Annotated in this window: 14 protein-coding genes; 8 read left to right on the top strand and 6 right to left on the bottom strand. The window is 64.7% G+C overall.

The annotated features are described in order from the left end of the window. Positions 1–92: 92 nt before the first annotated feature. Both QMX96_RS03310 and sugE read left to right on the top strand, forming a co-directional pair. Entirely contained in the window at positions 93–1,055 is a 963-nt protein-coding gene (locus QMX96_RS03310; protein ID WP_043860017.1) for a bile acid:sodium symporter family protein, read from the top strand. 117 nt (positions 1,056–1,172) lie between these two features. After that, complete coding sequence (gene sugE, locus QMX96_RS03305) at positions 1,173–1,490, top strand: quaternary ammonium compound efflux SMR transporter SugE (protein ID WP_043860016.1); 318 nt, start codon at positions 1,173–1,175, stop codon at positions 1,488–1,490. A gap of 15 nt (positions 1,491–1,505) precedes the next feature. Here the strand turns inward: sugE and QMX96_RS03300 are convergent, their stop codons facing one another. Together QMX96_RS03300 and QMX96_RS03295 are read right to left on the bottom strand one after the other, a co-directional pair. Beyond that, a complete protein-coding gene (locus QMX96_RS03300; RefSeq protein WP_282361179.1) occupies positions 1,506–3,380 on the bottom strand; it encodes an MFS transporter in 1,875 nt (624 codons plus the stop codon). Positions 3,381–3,548: 168 nt separating this feature from the next. Next, on the bottom strand, positions 3,549–4,691 hold the full coding sequence (locus QMX96_RS03295) for a TDT family transporter (RefSeq protein WP_058541019.1): 1,143 nt from the start codon (positions 4,689–4,691) through the stop codon (positions 3,549–3,551). A gap of 175 nt (positions 4,692–4,866) precedes the next feature. Between QMX96_RS03295 and QMX96_RS03290 the strand changes: the two genes are divergently transcribed. Beyond that, entirely contained in the window at positions 4,867–6,045 is a 1,179-nt protein-coding gene (locus tag QMX96_RS03290; RefSeq protein ID WP_282361178.1) for an MFS transporter, read from the top strand. Positions 6,046–6,103: 58 nt separating this feature from the next. On the opposite strand, the gene QMX96_RS03285 is transcribed toward QMX96_RS03290, so the two are convergent. Next, positions 6,104–7,297: an MFS transporter gene (locus tag QMX96_RS03285; RefSeq protein WP_282361177.1), complete on the bottom strand. Its 1,194-nt coding sequence runs from the start codon at positions 7,295–7,297 to the stop codon at positions 6,104–6,106. Between the two features lie 90 nt (positions 7,298–7,387). Between QMX96_RS03285 and QMX96_RS03280 the strand changes: the two genes are divergently transcribed. Further along, positions 7,388–7,933, top strand: a complete 546-nt coding sequence (locus tag QMX96_RS03280; RefSeq protein WP_043860011.1) for a TetR/AcrR family transcriptional regulator — start codon at positions 7,388–7,390, stop codon at positions 7,931–7,933. A 111-nt stretch (positions 7,934–8,044) separates the two neighbouring features. Continuing rightward, a complete protein-coding gene (locus tag QMX96_RS03275; RefSeq protein ID WP_043860010.1) occupies positions 8,045–11,521 on the top strand; it encodes a hybrid sensor histidine kinase/response regulator in 3,477 nt (1,158 codons plus the stop codon). On the opposite strand, the gene rmuC is transcribed toward QMX96_RS03275, so the two are convergent. Together rmuC and QMX96_RS03265 are read right to left on the bottom strand one after the other, a co-directional pair. Continuing rightward, positions 11,493–12,878: a DNA recombination protein RmuC gene (gene rmuC / locus QMX96_RS03270; RefSeq protein ID WP_162484864.1), complete on the bottom strand. Its 1,386-nt coding sequence runs from the start codon at positions 12,876–12,878 to the stop codon at positions 11,493–11,495. The genes QMX96_RS03275 and rmuC overlap by 29 nt on opposite strands. Before the next feature lie 175 nt (positions 12,879–13,053). After that, the gene (locus tag QMX96_RS03265) at positions 13,054–13,479 is read right to left on the bottom strand and encodes an SEL1-like repeat protein (protein ID WP_100635013.1); all 426 of its coding nucleotides are present in this window, start codon (positions 13,477–13,479) and stop codon (positions 13,054–13,056) included. A 957-nt stretch (positions 13,480–14,436) separates the two neighbouring features. Here QMX96_RS03265 and QMX96_RS03260 point away from each other — a divergent pair. The 3 genes from QMX96_RS03260 (at position 14,437) to QMX96_RS03250 (ending at position 16,898) form a co-directional block, all read left to right on the top strand. Beyond that, entirely contained in the window at positions 14,437–14,661 is a 225-nt protein-coding gene (locus QMX96_RS03260; RefSeq protein ID WP_043862639.1) for a hypothetical protein, read from the top strand. Between the two features lie 335 nt (positions 14,662–14,996). Further along, positions 14,997–15,479: a hypothetical protein gene (locus QMX96_RS03255; RefSeq protein ID WP_043862524.1), complete on the top strand. Its 483-nt coding sequence runs from the start codon at positions 14,997–14,999 to the stop codon at positions 15,477–15,479. A 144-nt stretch (positions 15,480–15,623) separates the two neighbouring features. Continuing rightward, complete coding sequence (locus tag QMX96_RS03250) at positions 15,624–16,898, top strand: outer membrane protein transport protein (RefSeq protein ID WP_043862525.1); 1,275 nt, start codon at positions 15,624–15,626, stop codon at positions 16,896–16,898. A 41-nt stretch (positions 16,899–16,939) separates the two neighbouring features. On the opposite strand, the gene QMX96_RS03245 is transcribed toward QMX96_RS03250, so the two are convergent. Beyond that, the gene (locus tag QMX96_RS03245; protein WP_282361176.1) at positions 16,940–17,875 is read right to left on the bottom strand and encodes a LysR family transcriptional regulator; all 936 of its coding nucleotides are present in this window, start codon (positions 17,873–17,875) and stop codon (positions 16,940–16,942) included. Between the last annotated feature and the right edge of the window lie 4 nt (positions 17,876–17,879).

The raw sequence follows: 17,879 nt of genomic DNA, 5'->3' as shown, positions 1-17,879 counted from the left end.
GGTCAAGCCCGCTCCAACAGGGTCGCTGCAATCCTTGTGGGAGCGGGCTTGACCCGCGATGGGGCCGCCGATAATAAAAAAGGAGCACCCCCATGCGCGCCCTCGCCGCCCTCAGCCGCTTCGTCGGCAATACATTCGCCTGGTGGGTGCTGCTGTTTGCCCTCCTGGCCTTCTTCCAACCCGCCTGGTTCATCGGCCTGAAGGTCGCCATCGTGCCGCTGCTGGGCCTGGTGATGTTCGGCATGGGCCTGACCCTCAAGGTCGAAGACTTCGCCGCCGTGTTCCGCCAGCCCTGGCGCGTGGCCCTGGGCGTGGTCGCCCACTTCGTGATCATGCCGGGCGTGGCCTGGCTGCTGTGCCAGCTGTTCCACCTGCCCGCCGAAATCGCCGTGGGCGTGATCCTGGTCGGCTGCTGCCCAAGCGGTACCTCCTCCAATGTGATGGCGTGGCTGGCCAAGGGCGACCTGGCCCTGGCCGTGGCAATAGCCGCCGTCACCACCCTGCTCGCCCCGCTGCTGACCCCCGCGCTCATCTGGCTGCTGGCCTCGGCCTGGCTGCCGGTCTCGTTCATGGAGATGTTCTGGTCGATCCTGCAACTGGTGATGCTGCCGATCGTGCTCGGCGTGCTCGCCCAGCGCCTGCTCGGCCCGCGCGTACACCTGGCGGTGCAGGTGCTGCCGCTGGTGTCGGTGGTGAGCATCGTGCTGATCGTGTGCGCGGTGGTGGCGGCCAGCCAGGCCAAGATCGCCGAATCGGGCCTGCTGATCATGGCGGTGGTGATCCTGCACAACACCTTCGGGTTCGCCCTGGGCTACGTCACCGGCAAGCTGTTCAAGCTGCCGCTGGCCCAGCGCAAATCCCTGGCGCTGGAAGTCGGCATGCAGAACTCCGGGCTGGGCGCGGCACTGGCCAGTGCGCACTTCTCGCCCCTGGCGGCGGTGCCCAGCGCGCTGTTCAGCGTGTGGCACAACATCTCCGGTGCGCTACTCTCGACCTGGTTCCGGCGCATGGAAGAACCCGTCGCCGAAACGGCAGCGGTCGACGCCACGCGTTGACCGCCACTTGCCCCCCGGCAAGGAAATGTGCACTATAGTGCGCACTGTGAGGACGACCTCACGACGCACCGCGTGACCGATCCGGGGACGGCCCCATCAACAGATGGAGTACTGCGCATGTCCTGGATCATCCTGTTTTTCGCAGGCCTGTTCGAAGTCGGCTGGGCCATCGGCCTCAAATACACCGACGGCTTCACCCGCCCCCTGCCCACTGTGCTCACGGTTGCCGCCATGGCGGTCAGCCTCGGCCTGCTCGGCCTTGCCATGAAGGAACTGCCGCTGGGCACCGCCTATGCGATCTGGACCGGTGTGGGCGCAGTGGGTACGGTGATCGCCGGGATCATCCTGTTTGGCGAATCCATGGCGTTGATGCGCCTGGCCAGCGTGGCACTGATCATCATCGGCCTGGTGGGGCTCAAGGTCAGCGCCAGCTGACCCCGGCCCCCCCGCCTAGCGCCAGGTGCCGCGTAGTTCGCTGACCCGCTCGCGCAACAGCGCCGGTTGCGCCGTTTCCACCGGTACGGCGCTACCGGCCACCAGGGTCACCCGCGACCACAGGCGCCGGAAAAACCCCTTGGCCGGGTCACGGCTGAAGAAACTCCCCCACAGGCCTTGCAGCGCCAACGGAATCACCGGCACCGGCGTGCGCTCCAGAATCAGGCTCAGGCCGCCCTTGAATGCATCGATCTCGCCATCGGAGGTCAGCTTGCCTTCCGGGAAGATGCACACCAGCTCGCCGTCGGCCAGGTAGGCGGCAATTTTCTCGAACGCACGCTCGTAGGTCGTCAGGTCTTCGTTGCGCCCGGCAATCGGGATCGCCCCCGCAGTACGGAAGATGAAATTGAGCACCGGCAGGCGGTAGATCTTGTAGTACATGACAAAGCGGATCGGCCGGCGCACGGCCCCGGCAATCAGCAGCGCATCGACGAACGACACGTGGTTGCACACCAGCAGCGCCGCGCCTTCATCCGGGATCTTGTCCAGGTCGCGGTGTTCGACGCGGTACATGGAATGGCTGAGCAGCCAGATCATGAAGCGCATGCTGAACTCGGGCACGATGCGGAAGATATAGGTGTTGACCGCGATGTTGAGCAGTGACACCACCAGAAACAGCTGCGGGATACTCAGCTTGGCCAGCCCCAGCAACAGCATGGTGACCACGGCCGAGACCACCATGAACAGTGCATTGAGGATGTTGTTGGCCGCGATCACCCGGGCACGCTCGTCTTCGGGGGTGCGCGACTGGATCAGCGCGTACAGCGGCACGATGTAGAAACCACCGAAAACACCCAGGCCCATGATCGACAGCAGGATCCACCAGGCCTTGCTCATGCCCAGCAGGGCGAGCCAGTCATACGGCGCGCCGGCGGCCGGGATATCCCCCGAATGCCACCACCACAGCAGGCCGAACACCGTCAGGCCGAACGATCCGAACGGCACCAGGCCGATCTCCACCTTGCGCCCGCTGAGGCGCTCGCACAGCAGCGACCCCACCGCGATGCCCACCGAGAACAGCGTGAGAATCAGCGTGACCACGGTTTCGTCGCCGTACATCCACTCCTGGGCATAGGCCGGGATCTGCGTGAGGTAGATGGCGCCGACAAACCAGAACCACGAGTTGCCCACGATCGAGCGCGATACCGCCGGGGTCTGTTTCAGGCCCATGCGCAGGGTCGCGACGGTCTGGCTGAAGATGTTCCATTGCAGCTTGAGTTGCGGCGACGAGGCCGCGGCACGGGGGATTGCGCGGCTGGCGAGGTAGCCCAGCACCGCCACCAGCACCACCGCGCTGGCCACGATGGGCGCGTAGTGGGTGCTGGACATCATCACCCCGGCGCCGATGGTGCCGGCCAGGATCGCCAGGAAGGTACCCATCTCCACCAGGCCGTTGCCGCCCACCAGCTCCTCTTCGCGCAGGGCCTGGGGCAGGATCGAGTACTTGACCGGGCCGAACAGTGCCGAATGGGTCCCCATGGCGAACAGCGCCACCAGCATCATCCACAGGTGGTTATAGAGAAAGCCCGCGGCGCCCACGCCCATGATGACGATCTCGGCCAGCTTGATGGTGCGGATCAGCGCATCCTTGGCGAACTTTTCGCCGAACTGGCCGGCCAGGGCCGAGAACAGGAAGAACGGCAGGATGAACAGCAGCGCGCAGAGGTTGACCAGCATCGTGCCGTCGCCGCCCAGGCTGAGCTTGTAGAGAATGGCCAGGATCAGCGATTGCTTGAACAGGTTGTCGTTGAACGCCCCCAGCGACTGGGTGACGAAAAACGGCAGAAAGCGCCGTTTTTGCAGCAGGGCAAACTGTGAGGGGTGACTCATCGTCCAGGGTCCTGAGTGGGGCTTTGTTATTGGAGGAAGCCAGCCCGCAAAAAGCCACAGATGCACGGGTAAATGCAAGCCACCGCATGAACCGCTTCGCCGACAAGGCCTTCTAGCGCCAGCAAAACCCTGCCGGAGCCGGCCTTGCCGGCGAAACTGCCACCCTTGTCACTTGCCCGTGCACCCCGCAATGCAAGGCGACACGAACAGCTCGCCACGCCAGGCCCCCGCCAGGGTACGGCTGGCCACCACCAGCCACAGCCCTGCCAGCGCCACCACCAGCACGTGGCCCATCACCGTGAAGAACCCCAACTGCAGCCACGCCGCCAGCTTCAACGTGGCCAGGGCATACACCCCCAGCGGAAAGGTGAAGCCCCACCAGCCCAGGTTGAACGGCATGCCATCGCGCAGATGGCGCAGCGTGATCAACACGGCAGTGAGCAACCACCACAGCCCCGCACCCCACAGCACGATACCGGCCACCAGCCCCAGCCCGCGGGCAATCTCGCCCAGGCTGCCCAGGCCATTGGCAGCGAAGATCGCCGGTGCATCACTGCCCAGCAGCATCATGCCCAGGGCACCGGTGCCGATCGGCCCGAGTGCCAGCCAGCTCGAAGCGGCCATGCTCGCCTGGGGCAGCTTGTGCAGCGCCATGCGCAGGGTGAGGATGGTCAGGATGCTGAACGCCACCGGCAACGACACCGCCCACAGCACATAGCTGGTGATCAGTACCTGGAACTGGCGATGGACGTCCGTCAGGTGCGGGGCCAGCAGGCCGCCGCTGGCCGCGGCCACTTCGGCCGCCACCACCGGCAGCAGCCATACCGCGGTCATCTGGTCGATGCTGTGCTCCTGGCGGGTGAACATCAGGTAAGGGATCGCCACCCCGCACAGCAGCGCCAGGGCCACGTCCAGCCACCACAACGCCTCGACCCACGGCAGCACCCCCGTGCCCCAGCGCTCGACTCCGAATACCAGCGCCCCATTGAGAATGGTCGCCAGGCCCATGGGGATGGTGCCGAAAAACATCGAGACCGTGGAATGCGCGAAAATCCGCCGCGCCTCATCGAAGAACATCACCCAGCGCGCGGTGTAGAGCACGCTGAACAGCACGAACAGGCCAATGGTCAGCAGCCACAGCGCCTCGGCCATACCCGACAACCCCGGCACCGCCTGCCGCAGCGCCAGCGCCAGCACGCCGGTGCCCATGGTCGCGGCGAACCAGTTGGGGGTGAACTGTCGGATCACCTCGCGCGGGTGAGCCAGGCGGCTCAGCGGGCGCAAGGGGTGGGCTATCTTGGTGCAGGTCATGGTGTCGGTCTCCTGTCCTCCGGTGAGGTGAAATCGATGTTACAACCCTATGGAATATCGATATAACGGGTAATTTCTCTAACTGTTATCTGTTTTACCTATATATAAGCCGTTCGCGAGCCTTTCAAGGCTGACGTATGCTGGCGGCTGACCTCACCGGACAAGGACGTGAAATATGCTCGAAAGCCTGCGGGGCTATGGCGCTGAGGTTCGCCTGCTGCTGTGCACCACCTTCGTGCTGACCCTGGCGCGGGCCATCACCCTGCCGTACCTGGTGGTGTACCTGTCGGAGCACTTCGCCCTGGGCATCAGCGCCATCGGCCTGATGATCGGCGGTGCTCTGATCGTCGGCTCGCTGCTGAGCCTGTACGGCGGCTACCTGATCGACACCCTGCGCAGCTACACGGTGATCGTGTTCTCCACCCTGGCCTTCGCCCTGGCGTTCTTCGTGGCCGTGGCCAGCCGGCAACTGGGGATGCTGTTTGCCTGCCTGGTGGTGATCAACCTCACCCTGGCAGTGGTGGACATCGCCGCCAAGGCCGGCTTCTGCGCGCTGTTGCCAGTGCAGGCACGCGGCGAGGTGTTCTCGATCAAATACACCCTGAGCAACGTCGCCTATGCCGTCGGGCCTTTTGTGGGGGTGGCGCTGGTGCTGCTGGATGACCGGCTGCCGTTCGTGCTGTCGGCATTGCTGGGGCTGGGCATGTGCCTGAGCTATCAACGCCGGGGCGAGCGTGCGGCACGCGCAGGGCTCGGCGGGCCGACGCTGGGCCTGCTGGCGGTCGGCAGGCACCTGCTCGGCGATCGGCGCCTGGTGTACTTCACCCTGGGCGGCGCGCTCAGTGCGGTGGTGTTCGGCCAGTTCACGGCCTACCTGTCGCAGTACCTGGTGACCACCACATCGGCCATCCAGGCCAACCAGACCGTCAGCTACCTGGTGGCGACCAACGCCATCACGGTGATCGCCCTGCAATACGCCATCGGCCGGCGCATCGGCAGTCGCCAGCTGATGCCCTGGCTGCTGGCCGGGATGCTGCTGTTCGTGATCGGGTTGCTGGGGTTCTCGCTGGCGCAGACATTGTGGGTGTGGTGCCTGGCGATGCTGGTGTTCACATTGGGCGAGATCATCGTGATCCCGGCCGAATACATGTTCATCGACAGCATTGCCCCGGAGCACCTGCGCGGGGTGTATTACGGCGCACAGAACCTGTCCAACCTGGGGGCAGCGCTGGGGCCGGTGCTGTGCGGGTTTGCGCTGGCACACCTGATGCCGACGGCGATGTTCTACCTGATGATGCTGTCGGCGGGGCTTGCGGGGCTGTTCTATTGCCTGGGGGCACGGCGCCAGGCCTGAAGGCCGGCGCCGACAAAGATCCACGCTGCTCTTGCCGGAAAACGCAGCACCATCGAGATCAGATAGATCGCGCTCCGCGCATCGCCGGCAGGTTCAACACCCCCGCCACCGCGCACAACCCGACCAGCACCAGCGCATACACCTCGCTGGTGGCCACCAGCCCGAACTGGCGCACCATCAACCCGGCCGCCAGCGCGGGCACACAGAACGCCAGGTAGCTCAGCACGTAGAACGTGGCCATCAAGCCCGCCCGTTCATGGGCCTCGGCCAGTGGCAGGGTACTGCGCAACGCACCCAGAAACCCCGCACCAAAGCCGCTGCCCGCCACCAGCGTGGCGGCGAAGAACAGCACCAGGCTGGCGTTGTACAGCGCCAGCAGAATCAGCCCCACCCCGCCGGCCAGCAGCCCGGTGCCCAGCGCCAGCACCTGCTGTGCCGGGCGCAGGCGCAGCCGATAGATCGCCAGCGCACCACTGAGGGTCAGGGTCGCCACCAGCGCGCCACCGACCAGGCTTGAGCCCAGGCCGCTCACCTCCCGCACCAGCGACGGCCCCAGTGAGAGGAAGAACCCGCCAAGCGCCCACACCGCAATGTTAACCGGCAGCATGCGCCACACCGCGCCACGCGCCTGAGGCGGCACCAGCAGGCTCGGACGCAGGGCGCGCAGCGCGCCCGGCTGGCGGCTGACGCTCTCCGGCAAACGCCACACCAGCAGCGCCAGCACCACGAACAGCGCCAGCAGCACCCCATACACAAGGCGCAACGGCCACGGCGCGAACTCCACCAGCACGCTGGTGCCCAGCGCCCCGCAGGCCATGCCCAGCAGCGGCGCCAGGCTGTTGACCAACGGCCCCTGTTCGCGGTCGGTATCGAGCAGCGCGGCGCCCAGCACACTGGTGGCCATGCCGGTGGCAAAGCCTTGCAGCAACCGCGCCGCAAGCAGCCAGGGCACCGACTCGGCCTGGATGAACAGCAGCATCGCCACGCTCTCGAGCAGCAACGCCACGAAGATCACCGGCCGGCGCCCCAGGTAATCGGACAGCGACCCCACCGTCAGCAACGCCGCCAGCAGGCTCAAGGCATACACCGCAAACACCAGGGTCAGGGTTGCCGGCGAAAACTGCCACGCATGCTGATACAGCTGGTACAACGGCGTCGGCGCACTCGAGGCCGCCAGAAACCCGAGCAGCGCGACGGCCAGGTACACCAGCCGCAAACGCGCCGACGCCGAACGGCTGAACAATCCGATCATGTGCTTTCTCCACTAAAGCTAACCGTTAGCTTTTGCGCAGTCTGCGCGCCCTGAATCCTTAACGCAAACCCTTTGTGTTAAGGTCGCGCCATGGCGATCAAAGAAGGTATTCGCACGGGTGGTCGCAGCGCCCGTGTCCAGCAATCGGTGCACAGCGCCGTGCGGGCCCTGCTCCAGGAGCAGGACCGCGCGAGCCTGACCGTGCCCATGGTGGCCGCACGTGCCGGCGTCACCCCCTCGACCATCTACCGGCGCTGGGGTGAACTGGCGGCGCTGCTGGCCGACGTGGCGGTGGAGCGCCTGCACCCCGACAGTGAACCCCTCGACACCGGCACCTTGCGCGGCGACCTGCTGGCCTGGGCCGAGCAGTACCTGGACGAGATGAGCTCCGAGCCCGGCCGACACATGATGCGCGACGTGCTCAGCAGCGCCTGCCCCGGCTACTGCACCACCCTGCTGCGCGGCCAGTTGCAGACCTTGCTGGACCGCGCGCAGCAGCGTGGCGAAGCCGGCCCCGGGGTGGAACGGCTGCTCGACCTGCTGGTGGCTCCCACGGTGTTTCGCATTCTGTTCGCCGAAGCGCCCCCGAGCCTGCAGCAGCTGCATGAACTGGTCGAACTGGCCCTGCGCGACTGAGCACTGCGACGCTCTGCCACTGCGACCTTCGTCGGCGCTGACGAAGTGAGAACGGCGTGCCAGACTGATTGATCGTGGTTGGCCGTTACCGTTTTTTCGTTCGGAGTTTTCATGTCGCTGTCCAGCGGGCTGATCGCCCTGGTCGCCCTGGCCTATATGGCCATCATGTTCGCCATCGCCTTCTACGGCGACCGGCGCAGCACCCCGCTGCCGCCACGCCTGCGCGCGTGGGTGTACAGCCTGTCGCTGGCGGTGTACTGCACCAGCTGGACCTTCTTCGGCGCGGTCGGCCAGGCCGCCGAACAACTCTGGGCCTTTCTGCCCATCTACCTGGGGCCGGTACTGCTGATGCTGTTTGCACCCTGGGTGCTGCAGAAGATGGTGCTGATCAGCAAGCAGGAGAACATCACCTCCATCGCCGACTTCATTGCCGCGCGCTACGGCAAGTCCCAGACCCTGGCGGTGGTGGTGGCGCTGATCTGCCTGGTGGGCGTGCTGCCGTACATCGCCTTGCAGCTCAAGGGCATCGTGCTGGGGGTCAACCTGCTGATCGGTGCCGGGGCCGATGCCACCGGCAGCCGCGTGCAGGACACCGCGCTGGTGGTGTCGCTGGTGCTGGCGCTGTTCAGCATCGTGTTCGGTACCCGCAGCCTGGATGTGACCGAGCACCACCGCGGCATGGTGCTGGCCATCGCCTTCGAATCGCTGGTCAAGCTGCTGGCGTTTCTCGCCGTGGGCGCGTTCATCACCTTCAGTCTGTATGACGGCTTCGACGACCTGTTCAGCCAGGCCCGCCTGGCGCCCGCCCTTGACGGCTACTGGCAGGAAACCATCAACTGGCCGTCGATGATCGTGCAGACCGGCGTGGCGATGATGGCGATCATCTGCCTGCCGCGCCAGTTCCATGTCACCGTGGTGGAGAACATCGAACCGCAGGACATGCGCCTGGCACGCTGGGTGTTTCCGGCCTACCTGATCCTCGCCGCGCTGTTCGTGGTGCCGATTGCCCTGGCCGGGCAGATGCTGCTGCCCAACTCGGTGCTGCCGGACTCGTTCGTGATCAGCCTGCCGCTGGCCGAAGCACACCCGGCGCTGGCCTTGCTGGCCTTCATCGGCGGCGCCTCGGCCGCCACCGGCATGGTCATCGTCGAGGCCGTGGCGCTGTCGACCATGGTCTCCAACGACATGCTGCTGCCCTGGCTGCTGCGGCGCAACAACGCCGAGCGCCCGTTCGAGGTGTTCCGCCACTGGATGCTCACGGTACGCCGGGTGACCATCGTGGTGATCCTGCTGCTGGCCTACGTCAGCTACCGCCTGCTGGGCTCCACCGCCAGCCTGGCCACCATCGGCCAGGTCGCCTTTGCCGCCGTCACCCAACTGGCCCCGGCCATGCTCGGTGCGCTGTACTGGAAGCAGGCCAACCGCCGCGGCGTGTTCGCCGGCCTGGCCACCGGCACCTTCCTGTGGTTCTACACCCTGGTACTGCCGATTGCCGCCCACAGCGTGGGCTGGTCGCTGGAGCTGTTCCCGGGCCTGGCCTGGCTGCACGGCAACCCGCTCAACCTGCCGATCACCCCGCTGACCCAGGGCGTGGTGCTGTCGCTGGCAGGCAACTTCACGGTGTTCGCCTGGGTTTCGATCCTGTCGCGCACGCGGGTATCGGAGCACTGGCAGGCCGGGCGCTTCATTGGCCAGGAAACCAGCGCGCGGCCCAGCAGCCGTTCGCTGCTGGCGGTACAGATCGACGACCTGCTGCACCTGGCCGCGCGCTTCGTCGGCGAAGAGCGTGCGCGCCAGAGCTTCATCCGCTTCGCCTATCGCCAGGGCAAGGGCTTCAACCCCAACCAGAACGCCGACGGCGAATGGATCGAGCACACCGAGCGCCTGCTGTCCGGCGTGCTCGGCACCTCCTCGACCCGCGCCGTGGTCAAGGCGGCCATCGAAGGCCGCGACATGCAGCTGGAGGACGTGGTACGCATCGCCGATGAAGCCTCCGAGGTGCTGCAGTTCAACCGCGCCCTGCTGCAAGGGGCCATCGAGAACATCAGCCAGGGCATCAGCGTGGTCGACCAGTCGCTGCGCCTGGTGGCCTGGAACCGTCGCTACCTGGAACTGTTCAACTACCCCGACGGGCTGATCAGTGTCGGCCGGCCGATTGCCGACATCATCCGCTACAACGCCGAACGCGGCCTGTGCGGCCCGGGCGAGGCCCAGGTGCATGTGGCGCGGCGCCTGCACTGGATGCGTCAGGGGCGCGCGCACACCTCCGAGCGGCTGTTCCCCAATGGCCGGGTGATCGAGCTGATCGGCAACCCCATGCCCGGCGGCGGGTTCGTGATGAGCTTTACCGACATCACCCCCTTCCGCGAGGCCGAGCAGGCCCTCAAGGACGCCAACGAAGGCCTGGAGCAGCGCGTGGCCGAGCGAACCCACGAGCTGTCGCAACTGAACCTGGCGCTGACCGAGGCCAAGAGCCATGCCGAAGCGGCCAACAAGTCCAAGACCCGCTTCCTGGCGGCCGTGAGCCACGACCTGATGCAGCCGCTGAACGCCGCACGGCTGTTCTCCGCCGCGTTGTCGCACCAGGAAGAGGGCCTGTCGGGCGACGCCCAGCAACTGGTGCAGCACATGGACAGCGCCCTGCGTTCGGCCGAAGAGCTGATCAGCGACCTGCTGGACATCTCGCGCCTGGAGAACGGCAAGATCAACCCGGACGCCAAGCCGTTCGCCCTCAGCGAACTGTTCGACGCCCTGGGTGCCGAGTTCAAGGTACTGGCCCAGCAGCAGGGCCTGGATTTTCGCGTGCGTGGCAGCAAGCTGCGGGTGCACAGCGACGTCAAGCTGCTGCGGCGTATCCTGCAGAACTTCCTCACCAACGCCTTCCGCTATGGCAAGAGCCCGATCCTGCTGGGCGTGCGCCGCGCCGGGGACCGCCTGTGGCTGGAAGTATGGGACCGCGGCCCGGGCATTGCCGACGACAAGCTGCAGGTGATCTTCGAGGAATTCAAGCGCCTGGACAGCCACCAGACCCGCGCCGAAAAAGGCCTGGGCCTGGGCCTGGCGATCGCCGACGGCCTGTGCAAGGTGCTCGGCCACCCGCTGGAGGTGCGCTCATCGCCCGGCAAGGGCAGCGTGTTCCGCGTCAGCGTACCGCTGGCCAGCGCCGCGAGCCCGGCCCAGGCCAAGCCAGCCGAACAGGCCGGCCAGCCGCTGGCGGGGTTGCAGGTGCTATGCGTGGACAACGAAGACAGCATCCTGATCGGCATGAACAGCCTGCTCAGCCGCTGGGGTTGCCTGGTGTCGACGGCGCGCAACCGCGAGGAATGCGCCGCCCTGCTCGACAAGGGCCTGCGCCCGCATCTGGCGCTGGTGGACTACCACCTGGACAACGGCGAAATCGGTACCGAACTGATGGCCTGGCTACGCACGCGCCTGGGCGAGCCGGTGCCGGGGGTGGTGATCAGTGCCGACGGCCACGGCGAGACCGTGGCGCGGGTACATGCCGCCGGCCTCGACTACCTGAGCAAGCCGGTCAAGCCGGCGGCCCTGCGCGCCCTGCTCAATCGTCATCTGAGCCTGGTGCAGTAAGGCCTTCGGCAAGATTGTCGGTGCCGCCCATGGCGCGTTCCAGCAGGTCGGCCGGCAGGCTCTTGCTGGCCCGCGCGCCGAGCAGCTTGAGCTGCTCGCTGCGACTGATCAGGTTGCCGCGCCCCTCGCAGAGCTTGTTGCGCGCTGCGGCATAAGCCTTGTCGACCTGCTGCAGGCGGTTGCCCAGCTCGTCCAGGTCCTGGATGAACAACACGAACTTGTCGTACAGCCAGCCGGCGCGCTCGGCGATCTCGCGGGCGTTCTGGCTCTGGCGCTCCTGTTTCCACAGGCTGTCGATGACCCGCAGGGTGGCGAGCAACGTGGTCGGGCTGACGATCACGATCTGGCGGTCGAAGGCCTCCTGGAACAGGTTGGGCTCGGCCTGCAGCGCCGCCGAAAACGCCGCCTCGATGGGCACGAACAACAGCACGAAATCCAGGCTGTGCAGGCCCTCGAGGCGGTTGTAGTCCTTGCCCGAGAGGCCTTTGACATGGTTGCGCAGCGACAGCACATGCTGCTTGAGCGCAGCCTGGGCCACGTCGGTTTCACTGGCGTTTACATATTGCTGGTAGGCCGTGAGGCTGACCTTGGAGTCGACCACCACCTGCTTGTCGCCGGGCAGCATGATCAGCACGTCGGGCTGGAAACGCTCGCCATCGGCGCTCTTGAGGCTGACCTGGGTCTGGTATTCGCGGCCCTTTTCGAGCCCCGCATGTTCCAGCACCCGCTCCAGAATCAACTCGCCCCAGTTGCCCTGGGTCTTCTGGCCCTTGAGTGCCTGGGTCAGGTTGGTGGCCTCGTCGCTCAGGCGCTGGTTCAACTGCTGCAGGCGCTCGAGTTCCTTGCCCAGCGAAAAGCGCTCGCGGGCTTCCTGCTGGTAGCTTTCCTCGACGCGCTTCTCGAACGACTGGATACGCTCCTTGAGCGGGTCGAGCAGTTGCCCCAGGTGCTGCTGGCTGGTCTGGGCGAAACGCTGCTCGCGCTCGTCGAAAATCTTCGTTGCCATTTCGGCAAACTGTGCACGCAGCTCGTCGCGCGAGCCCTGCAGATCGTTCAGGCGCTGCTGGTGGCTGTCCTGCTGCTCGCGCAGTTCGGCGGCAAGGCCGGCGCAGCGCGCTTCGAGGCGGCGCAGCTCGGCTTCACGGGCGTTGCGTTCAAGGTTCCAGGCATGGGCGGCATCGCGTGCGTTGTCGCGCTCGATCTGCAGCAACTCCAGCTCGCGGCCCTGAGCGGCCAGGCTGGCCTGCTTGGCGGCATTGGCCTGGCCCAGGTCGCTGATTTCGTCACGACTGGCGTCGAGTTGCGCGCTCAGGCCCTCCTGGGCCAGCAGCGCACTGCTCAGGCGCTCCTCGGCCAGTGCGGCGGCGGCCTGCGTGTCAGCCAGCTGACGTTGCAGACGCACCAGCACCACCACAGCGGGCAAAGCCGCCACCACCATTCCCAGCACGATGCTGGTCAGATCCATTGCAGCCATAGACAGCATGCTCACCCCCAGGGAAATCCCCCAGAGCTTAACAGCCCCGGGCGGTCGATCAGTGGCTCGTGAGTTGCCCGAGCAGCCGCACGGCTTCTTTGGAGCCCTGCGCGGCGGCTTGTTCCAGCCAGTAACGTGCCTGCTCCGGCTCGTTGACCTGGGGCTGGGCGCACAGACGGCCGTATTCGAGCTGTGCCCTGCGGTCACCGGCCCGGGCAGCCTGGCGCAGCAGCTCGTGGCCGATGCGCCGGTCACGGGCGTTGCCGCAATCGCGGCACAGCATCTGCCCCAGCCGGCTCTGTGCCACCACCACACCCTGGCGTGCCGGTTGCTTGAGCAGGCGCCCGGCGAAGTGCTTGACGTTGGGGTTGTCGCCCAGGCGCGGGCTGTCGAGCAGCCACAGGGCCACCTTCAACGAAAAACGTCGGGGCTCGGCAACGGGGGGTTGGGCAGTGGGGCTTGGGGTTTTGCTGCGAAACTTCATAAAAAACGGCGAAGGCAACTCGAGAGGCGCGCCACTCTACCGGATTTTCTCGTGCATGGCCCGAGGGAATTCGAGGCTTTTTTTCCTTCAGGCGATGTTTTTTTTTGACACGTCAGTGGACATTTCGCGCGAGCCGAAATGCGCCGCGAAAATTGTCAGACACTTCCTGCATTGCTGGCACCCGCGTCCTAGAGCAGACCCGCATGACAATCCACAGAAGCTGTGGATAACTCGGTGGACAACCCCCTCCTACACCCCGCAAACCCCGGTAGAATGGGGCCCGCGCTCAAACTGACGATTTTTTCACCAGCTAAAAAAAGTGTTTTTTTTCATTGACTTGTACTTTCGAACTGGTCATCGCCAGGGCCCTGCCGCGGTGTAGCGCCACATTGACAAGAGGTGTTACAGGTGTGGACAGGTGCCCCAAAGCGAGGCACGGGATTGCACGAAAATGCTCCGCACGCGCGGTGGTGCCTCCTGGGGCCCTCTTCACAGAACAGCCTGAAATCGAGATAATGGCCGGCTTGGCGCACGAAAAGCACAAAGGGTTGCCACAACCTGGAAACTGCTGTAGTGTTGCCAGCGTTAGTACCAAGCTGAAACTCAATTCTGGCCAAAGCAGTCCTTGCAGCGTCCTGATCCGACAACGGAACAGCACCTGTTGAAACCAGGACCGGCCCACTTGATGACTCCCAGGTAACCATTACCTACTCTTGGCGAGTCACCCTGCAGATTGAACAGGATCTTCACACAGCGGCGCAGAACCTTAGCCCTGACGTGTTGCCTGTCTTCCTAGTACCTACCAGTCAGCCCTGGCGCCACCTAATCAATGCGCTTACCTCTGGCTGCCCTGTTCCAGTCAGGTTCTTCGCTCTAGCCCTAAAGCTTTGCGTTACTGGAACGTTTTATATGAACACGGCTCTTATGCTGTGTCTTTTGCAGGAACATCTAATAACTATGAATACATCCATCCATACTCAGGCTGCCATTCGCACCCTTAGCCAGGCATTTGCCCCGTTGAACTGCATGATCCATGCGGCGCGCAAGGGCAGCTTCAGCTTTACCCTGGTCAATGAACACGGCATTGCTCGTCACAGCGAGCGTCTGTATCCGGAGCAGTACGAGAGTGCTGAGCCGCTGCAAGCGGTGATTGACCGGACTCGCCAGGCACTGGTTGCCTGATGGTCGTCTGAGACGCAAGAAGCCCTGCCGGTTGGCGGGGCTTTTTTATGCCTGAAATTCAGTGACCGCCGCGCTCGACCTGCCCTCTGCAAGGCCCGGATTCATTGGCCAAACCCCAACCACCGAAAGCGCTTTAACCCCCACGGCCTAATACCCAAGCGTCATATGGGTTATGCCAAGCCACCACAATCGATTTAAAAACAGTCCTTTACAGCATAGATATGACACTACACTTCAACTCAAGCGGCCTTGCCCGCTTCCGGCGGGCCTGACCCCGACCCACCTGCTGCCAAGCACCAGCGTCCCGCCGGCCATTTACGAAGTTCGAGGGCATTATGGCTATCGCCGCGAGCGAGTTGAGTGAATTCGTCATCCGCCCCACCCTGTTGTACCTGGGCCGCTACTGCCCCAGCGCCGAAGCCCTGCTGCTGGGCATCGCAGCCAGCCAGTCGGGCATGGGTTCGGCCCTGCACGACCGCCGTGGCCACGGCCTGTACCGCATCGGCGAACTGCGCCACCAATCGATCTGGGACCAGTACCTGGCCCACGACCCCGAACTGGCCAGCCTGGTCCGCGGCCTCGCCAGCCAGCACGCGTTCCTCAGCGGCCCGCACCTGGAACTGACCGTCAACCTGCGCTACGCCACCGCCATCGCCTGGATGCTGGTCGAAGAAAAGGCGCTGCCGCTACCAGAATCCGACGACCTGCTAGGTCTCGCAAGAATCTGGCGTCAAACATTCCAGCCCCACGCCCGTTTACGCGACTTCACCCAGGCCTGGCAGGCATGCGTCGGCAAACCGGCACTCCAGGCCTGCTGAGAACCATTTTCAAACAACCGGATAAAATCAGCGAATCTGGTCGGATTGTCCTACAAAAACGCGGTATCTCCTGATTTAGAGCCTATAGCGCACGTCCAAAATTATTGATACTTTGCGCTCCGGTGATCCCATGGAGTTCTAATAATGAAAAAAGTAATACTCAAATCCTCACTCGGCCTCGCTGTCGCTTTCGCATCAACTCAACTCTTCGCCAGCGGTTTTGCTCTCAACGAGCAAAGCATCAGCGGCATGGGCACAGGTTTCGCGGGTCGTTCTTCTTCTGCCGATGACGCCAGCACCGTGTTTGGCAACCCTGCCGGCATGTCCCGCCTCAAACGCGAACAAGTGACCGTCGGCGGCGCGGCCATCATTGCCAAGTCCGACATCAAGGGCAGCGGCACCTTCGGCGGCAGCAACGACGGCGACATGGTCCCCGTGGTTGGCGTACCGATGGGCTACTACGTCAAGCCGATCGATGACCACTGGGCATTCGGCTTCGGGGTCTACGTGCCTTTCGGCCTGATCACCGACTACGAGCACGGCTTTGCCGGCCGCTACTTCGGCAGCAAGAGCGAAGTTCAGGTCGTGACCCTGCAACCGACCATCAGCTACGCCTTCAACGACAAGGTCTCGATCGGTTTCGGCCCGACCATCAACCGTATCGACGGCACCCTGGAGTCCGCCGCGCTGAACCGCGCCACCCCAGGCAGCAACGACGGCAAGGTCAAGATCACCGGTGACGACACCGCCGTCGGCTACAACATCGGCGTGATGGTGCAGGCCACCGACAGAACCCGCGTCGGCCTGACCTACCACTCGATGGTCGACTACAAGCTCAAGGGCGACACCAAGATCAGCGGCCCGGGCTTCGGCCCGTTCAGCGGCAGCAAGTTCGACGCCTCGCTGAAGATCAAGACCCCCGAGTCGGTCGACTTCTCGGTCACCCACGAACTGGATGACAACTGGACCCTGTACGCGGGCAGCACCTGGACCCGCTGGAGCCGCCTGGAGTCCATCGTGGTCAACAACGAGGGCACCGGGCCACTGGCACCGGCACTGGGCCAGATCGCCGAAGAACAGAACTGGCACGACACCTGGGCCCACGCCATCGGCGCTGCCTACAAGCTGAACAAGGAATGGACCCTGCGCGCCGGCTTCTCCGTCGACCAGTCGCCAGCCAACAACCAGAACCGTTCGCCACGCATCCCAACCGGCGACCGCAAGGTGTTCAGCCTGGGCGCCGGCTGGAACCCGAGCGACGACATGACCATCGACGTGGCCTACTCGTACCTGATGGAAGAAGACGTCAAGATTCACCAGAGCACCGCCATCACCGACCCTTCGTTCAAGGGCTCGTACAACGCCAAGTACGAAAACAGTGCACACGGCCTGGGTGCTTCGCTGACCTACCGCTTCTGATCGCTGTTGCATGAAAAAACCGCCTTCCAAAGGCGGTTTTTTTATGCCCGTGCGCGCACGCGCCAGGCCTGCGCCAGGCAGTCCTCCACATACGCCATGAAGGCTCGCACCTTGGGCGTCAGCGCCGAGCGGTCGGCCACGCACAGGTAGATGTCCATGGGCGAGGTCTGTGCATAGGCCTGGTGGGGTTGGGCATATTCGAACAGCGGCACCAGTTGCCCGTTCTCCAGGTAAGGCCGCGCCACGAACTCGGCCAGGCGCACGATCCCACCCCCCATCACCGCCATCTGCGTCAGCACGTCGATGTCATCGCTGATCGACACATCCCCGAACTCGGCATCGAAACGCAGGCCGTCACGCACAAAGCCCCACCGCAGAAAACGGCCGTCCACCGGGTAACGGAACACCAGGCAGCGATGCCCCTTCAAGGCTTCCGGGGTACCGGGCCGGCCGGCACGCTCCAGGTAGGCAGGCGCTGCGCAACAGATGAACGGGATCTGGGCAACGTGCCGCGCCAGCAGGCCGTCTTCCAGCTGGGGGGTGATGCGCACACTCACGTCAATCGACTCGCGCGCGTGGTCCACACGCCGGTCGCTCGTAAGCAATTCAATTGAAAGCTGCGGATAGCGCAGGTTGAATGCCGGCATCAGGGGCGCCAGCACATAGCGCGCGAAGGCCGAAGAAGAGGAGATGCACAACCGGCCCTGGGGTTCGCCGTCATCGGCCGTGACGGCCAGCTGCGCCAGTTCCAGATCACGCTCCACATGCCTGACCTTGTCGTAATAGGCGCGACCATTGGGCGTCAACGCCATGCTGCGGGTGGTGCGGGCCAGCAGGCGCACTTGCAGATGGGCTTCCAGGCGCGCGATGTTCTGGCTCACTGCGGCGGCGCTCAAGCCCAGGGTGCGGGCCCCACCGGCGATGCTGCCAGCCTCGACCACCTTGATGAAACTGCGTATCGAGCCCAACAGGTTCACGGCC

The organism is Pseudomonas sp. PS01300 (genome assembly GCF_029960155.1).
GTDB lineage: Bacteria > Pseudomonadota > Gammaproteobacteria > Pseudomonadales > Pseudomonadaceae > Aquipseudomonas > Aquipseudomonas palmensis.
The sequence above is the reverse complement of the archived record's forward strand: the minus strand, read 5'-3'. Positions and strand labels throughout refer to the sequence as shown.

Excerpts from the sequence above, each read along its gene's own strand:
- QMX96_RS03310 (WP_043860017.1), top strand. The coding sequence starts at position 93 with ATGCGCGCCCTCGCCGCCCTCAGCCGCTTCGTCGGCAATACATTCGCC.
- sugE (WP_043860016.1), top strand. The coding sequence starts at position 1,173 with ATGTCCTGGATCATCCTGTTTTTCGCAGGCCTGTTCGAAGTCGGCTGG.
- QMX96_RS03300 (WP_282361179.1), bottom strand. The coding sequence starts at position 3,380 with ATGAGTCACCCCTCACAGTTTGCCCTGCTGCAAAAACGGCGCTTTCTG.
- QMX96_RS03295 (WP_058541019.1), bottom strand. The coding sequence starts at position 4,691 with ATGACCTGCACCAAGATAGCCCACCCCTTGCGCCCGCTGAGCCGCCTG.
- QMX96_RS03290 (WP_282361178.1), top strand. The coding sequence starts at position 4,867 with ATGCTCGAAAGCCTGCGGGGCTATGGCGCTGAGGTTCGCCTGCTGCTG.
- QMX96_RS03285 (WP_282361177.1), bottom strand. The coding sequence starts at position 7,297 with ATGATCGGATTGTTCAGCCGTTCGGCGTCGGCGCGTTTGCGGCTGGTG.
- QMX96_RS03280 (WP_043860011.1), top strand. The coding sequence starts at position 7,388 with ATGGCGATCAAAGAAGGTATTCGCACGGGTGGTCGCAGCGCCCGTGTC.
- QMX96_RS03275 (WP_043860010.1), top strand. The coding sequence starts at position 8,045 with ATGTCGCTGTCCAGCGGGCTGATCGCCCTGGTCGCCCTGGCCTATATG.
- QMX96_RS03265 (WP_100635013.1), bottom strand. The coding sequence starts at position 13,479 with ATGAAGTTTCGCAGCAAAACCCCAAGCCCCACTGCCCAACCCCCCGTT.
- QMX96_RS03260 (WP_043862639.1), top strand. The coding sequence starts at position 14,437 with ATGAATACATCCATCCATACTCAGGCTGCCATTCGCACCCTTAGCCAG.
- QMX96_RS03255 (WP_043862524.1), top strand. The coding sequence starts at position 14,997 with ATGGCTATCGCCGCGAGCGAGTTGAGTGAATTCGTCATCCGCCCCACC.
- QMX96_RS03250 (WP_043862525.1), top strand. The coding sequence starts at position 15,624 with ATGAAAAAAGTAATACTCAAATCCTCACTCGGCCTCGCTGTCGCTTTC.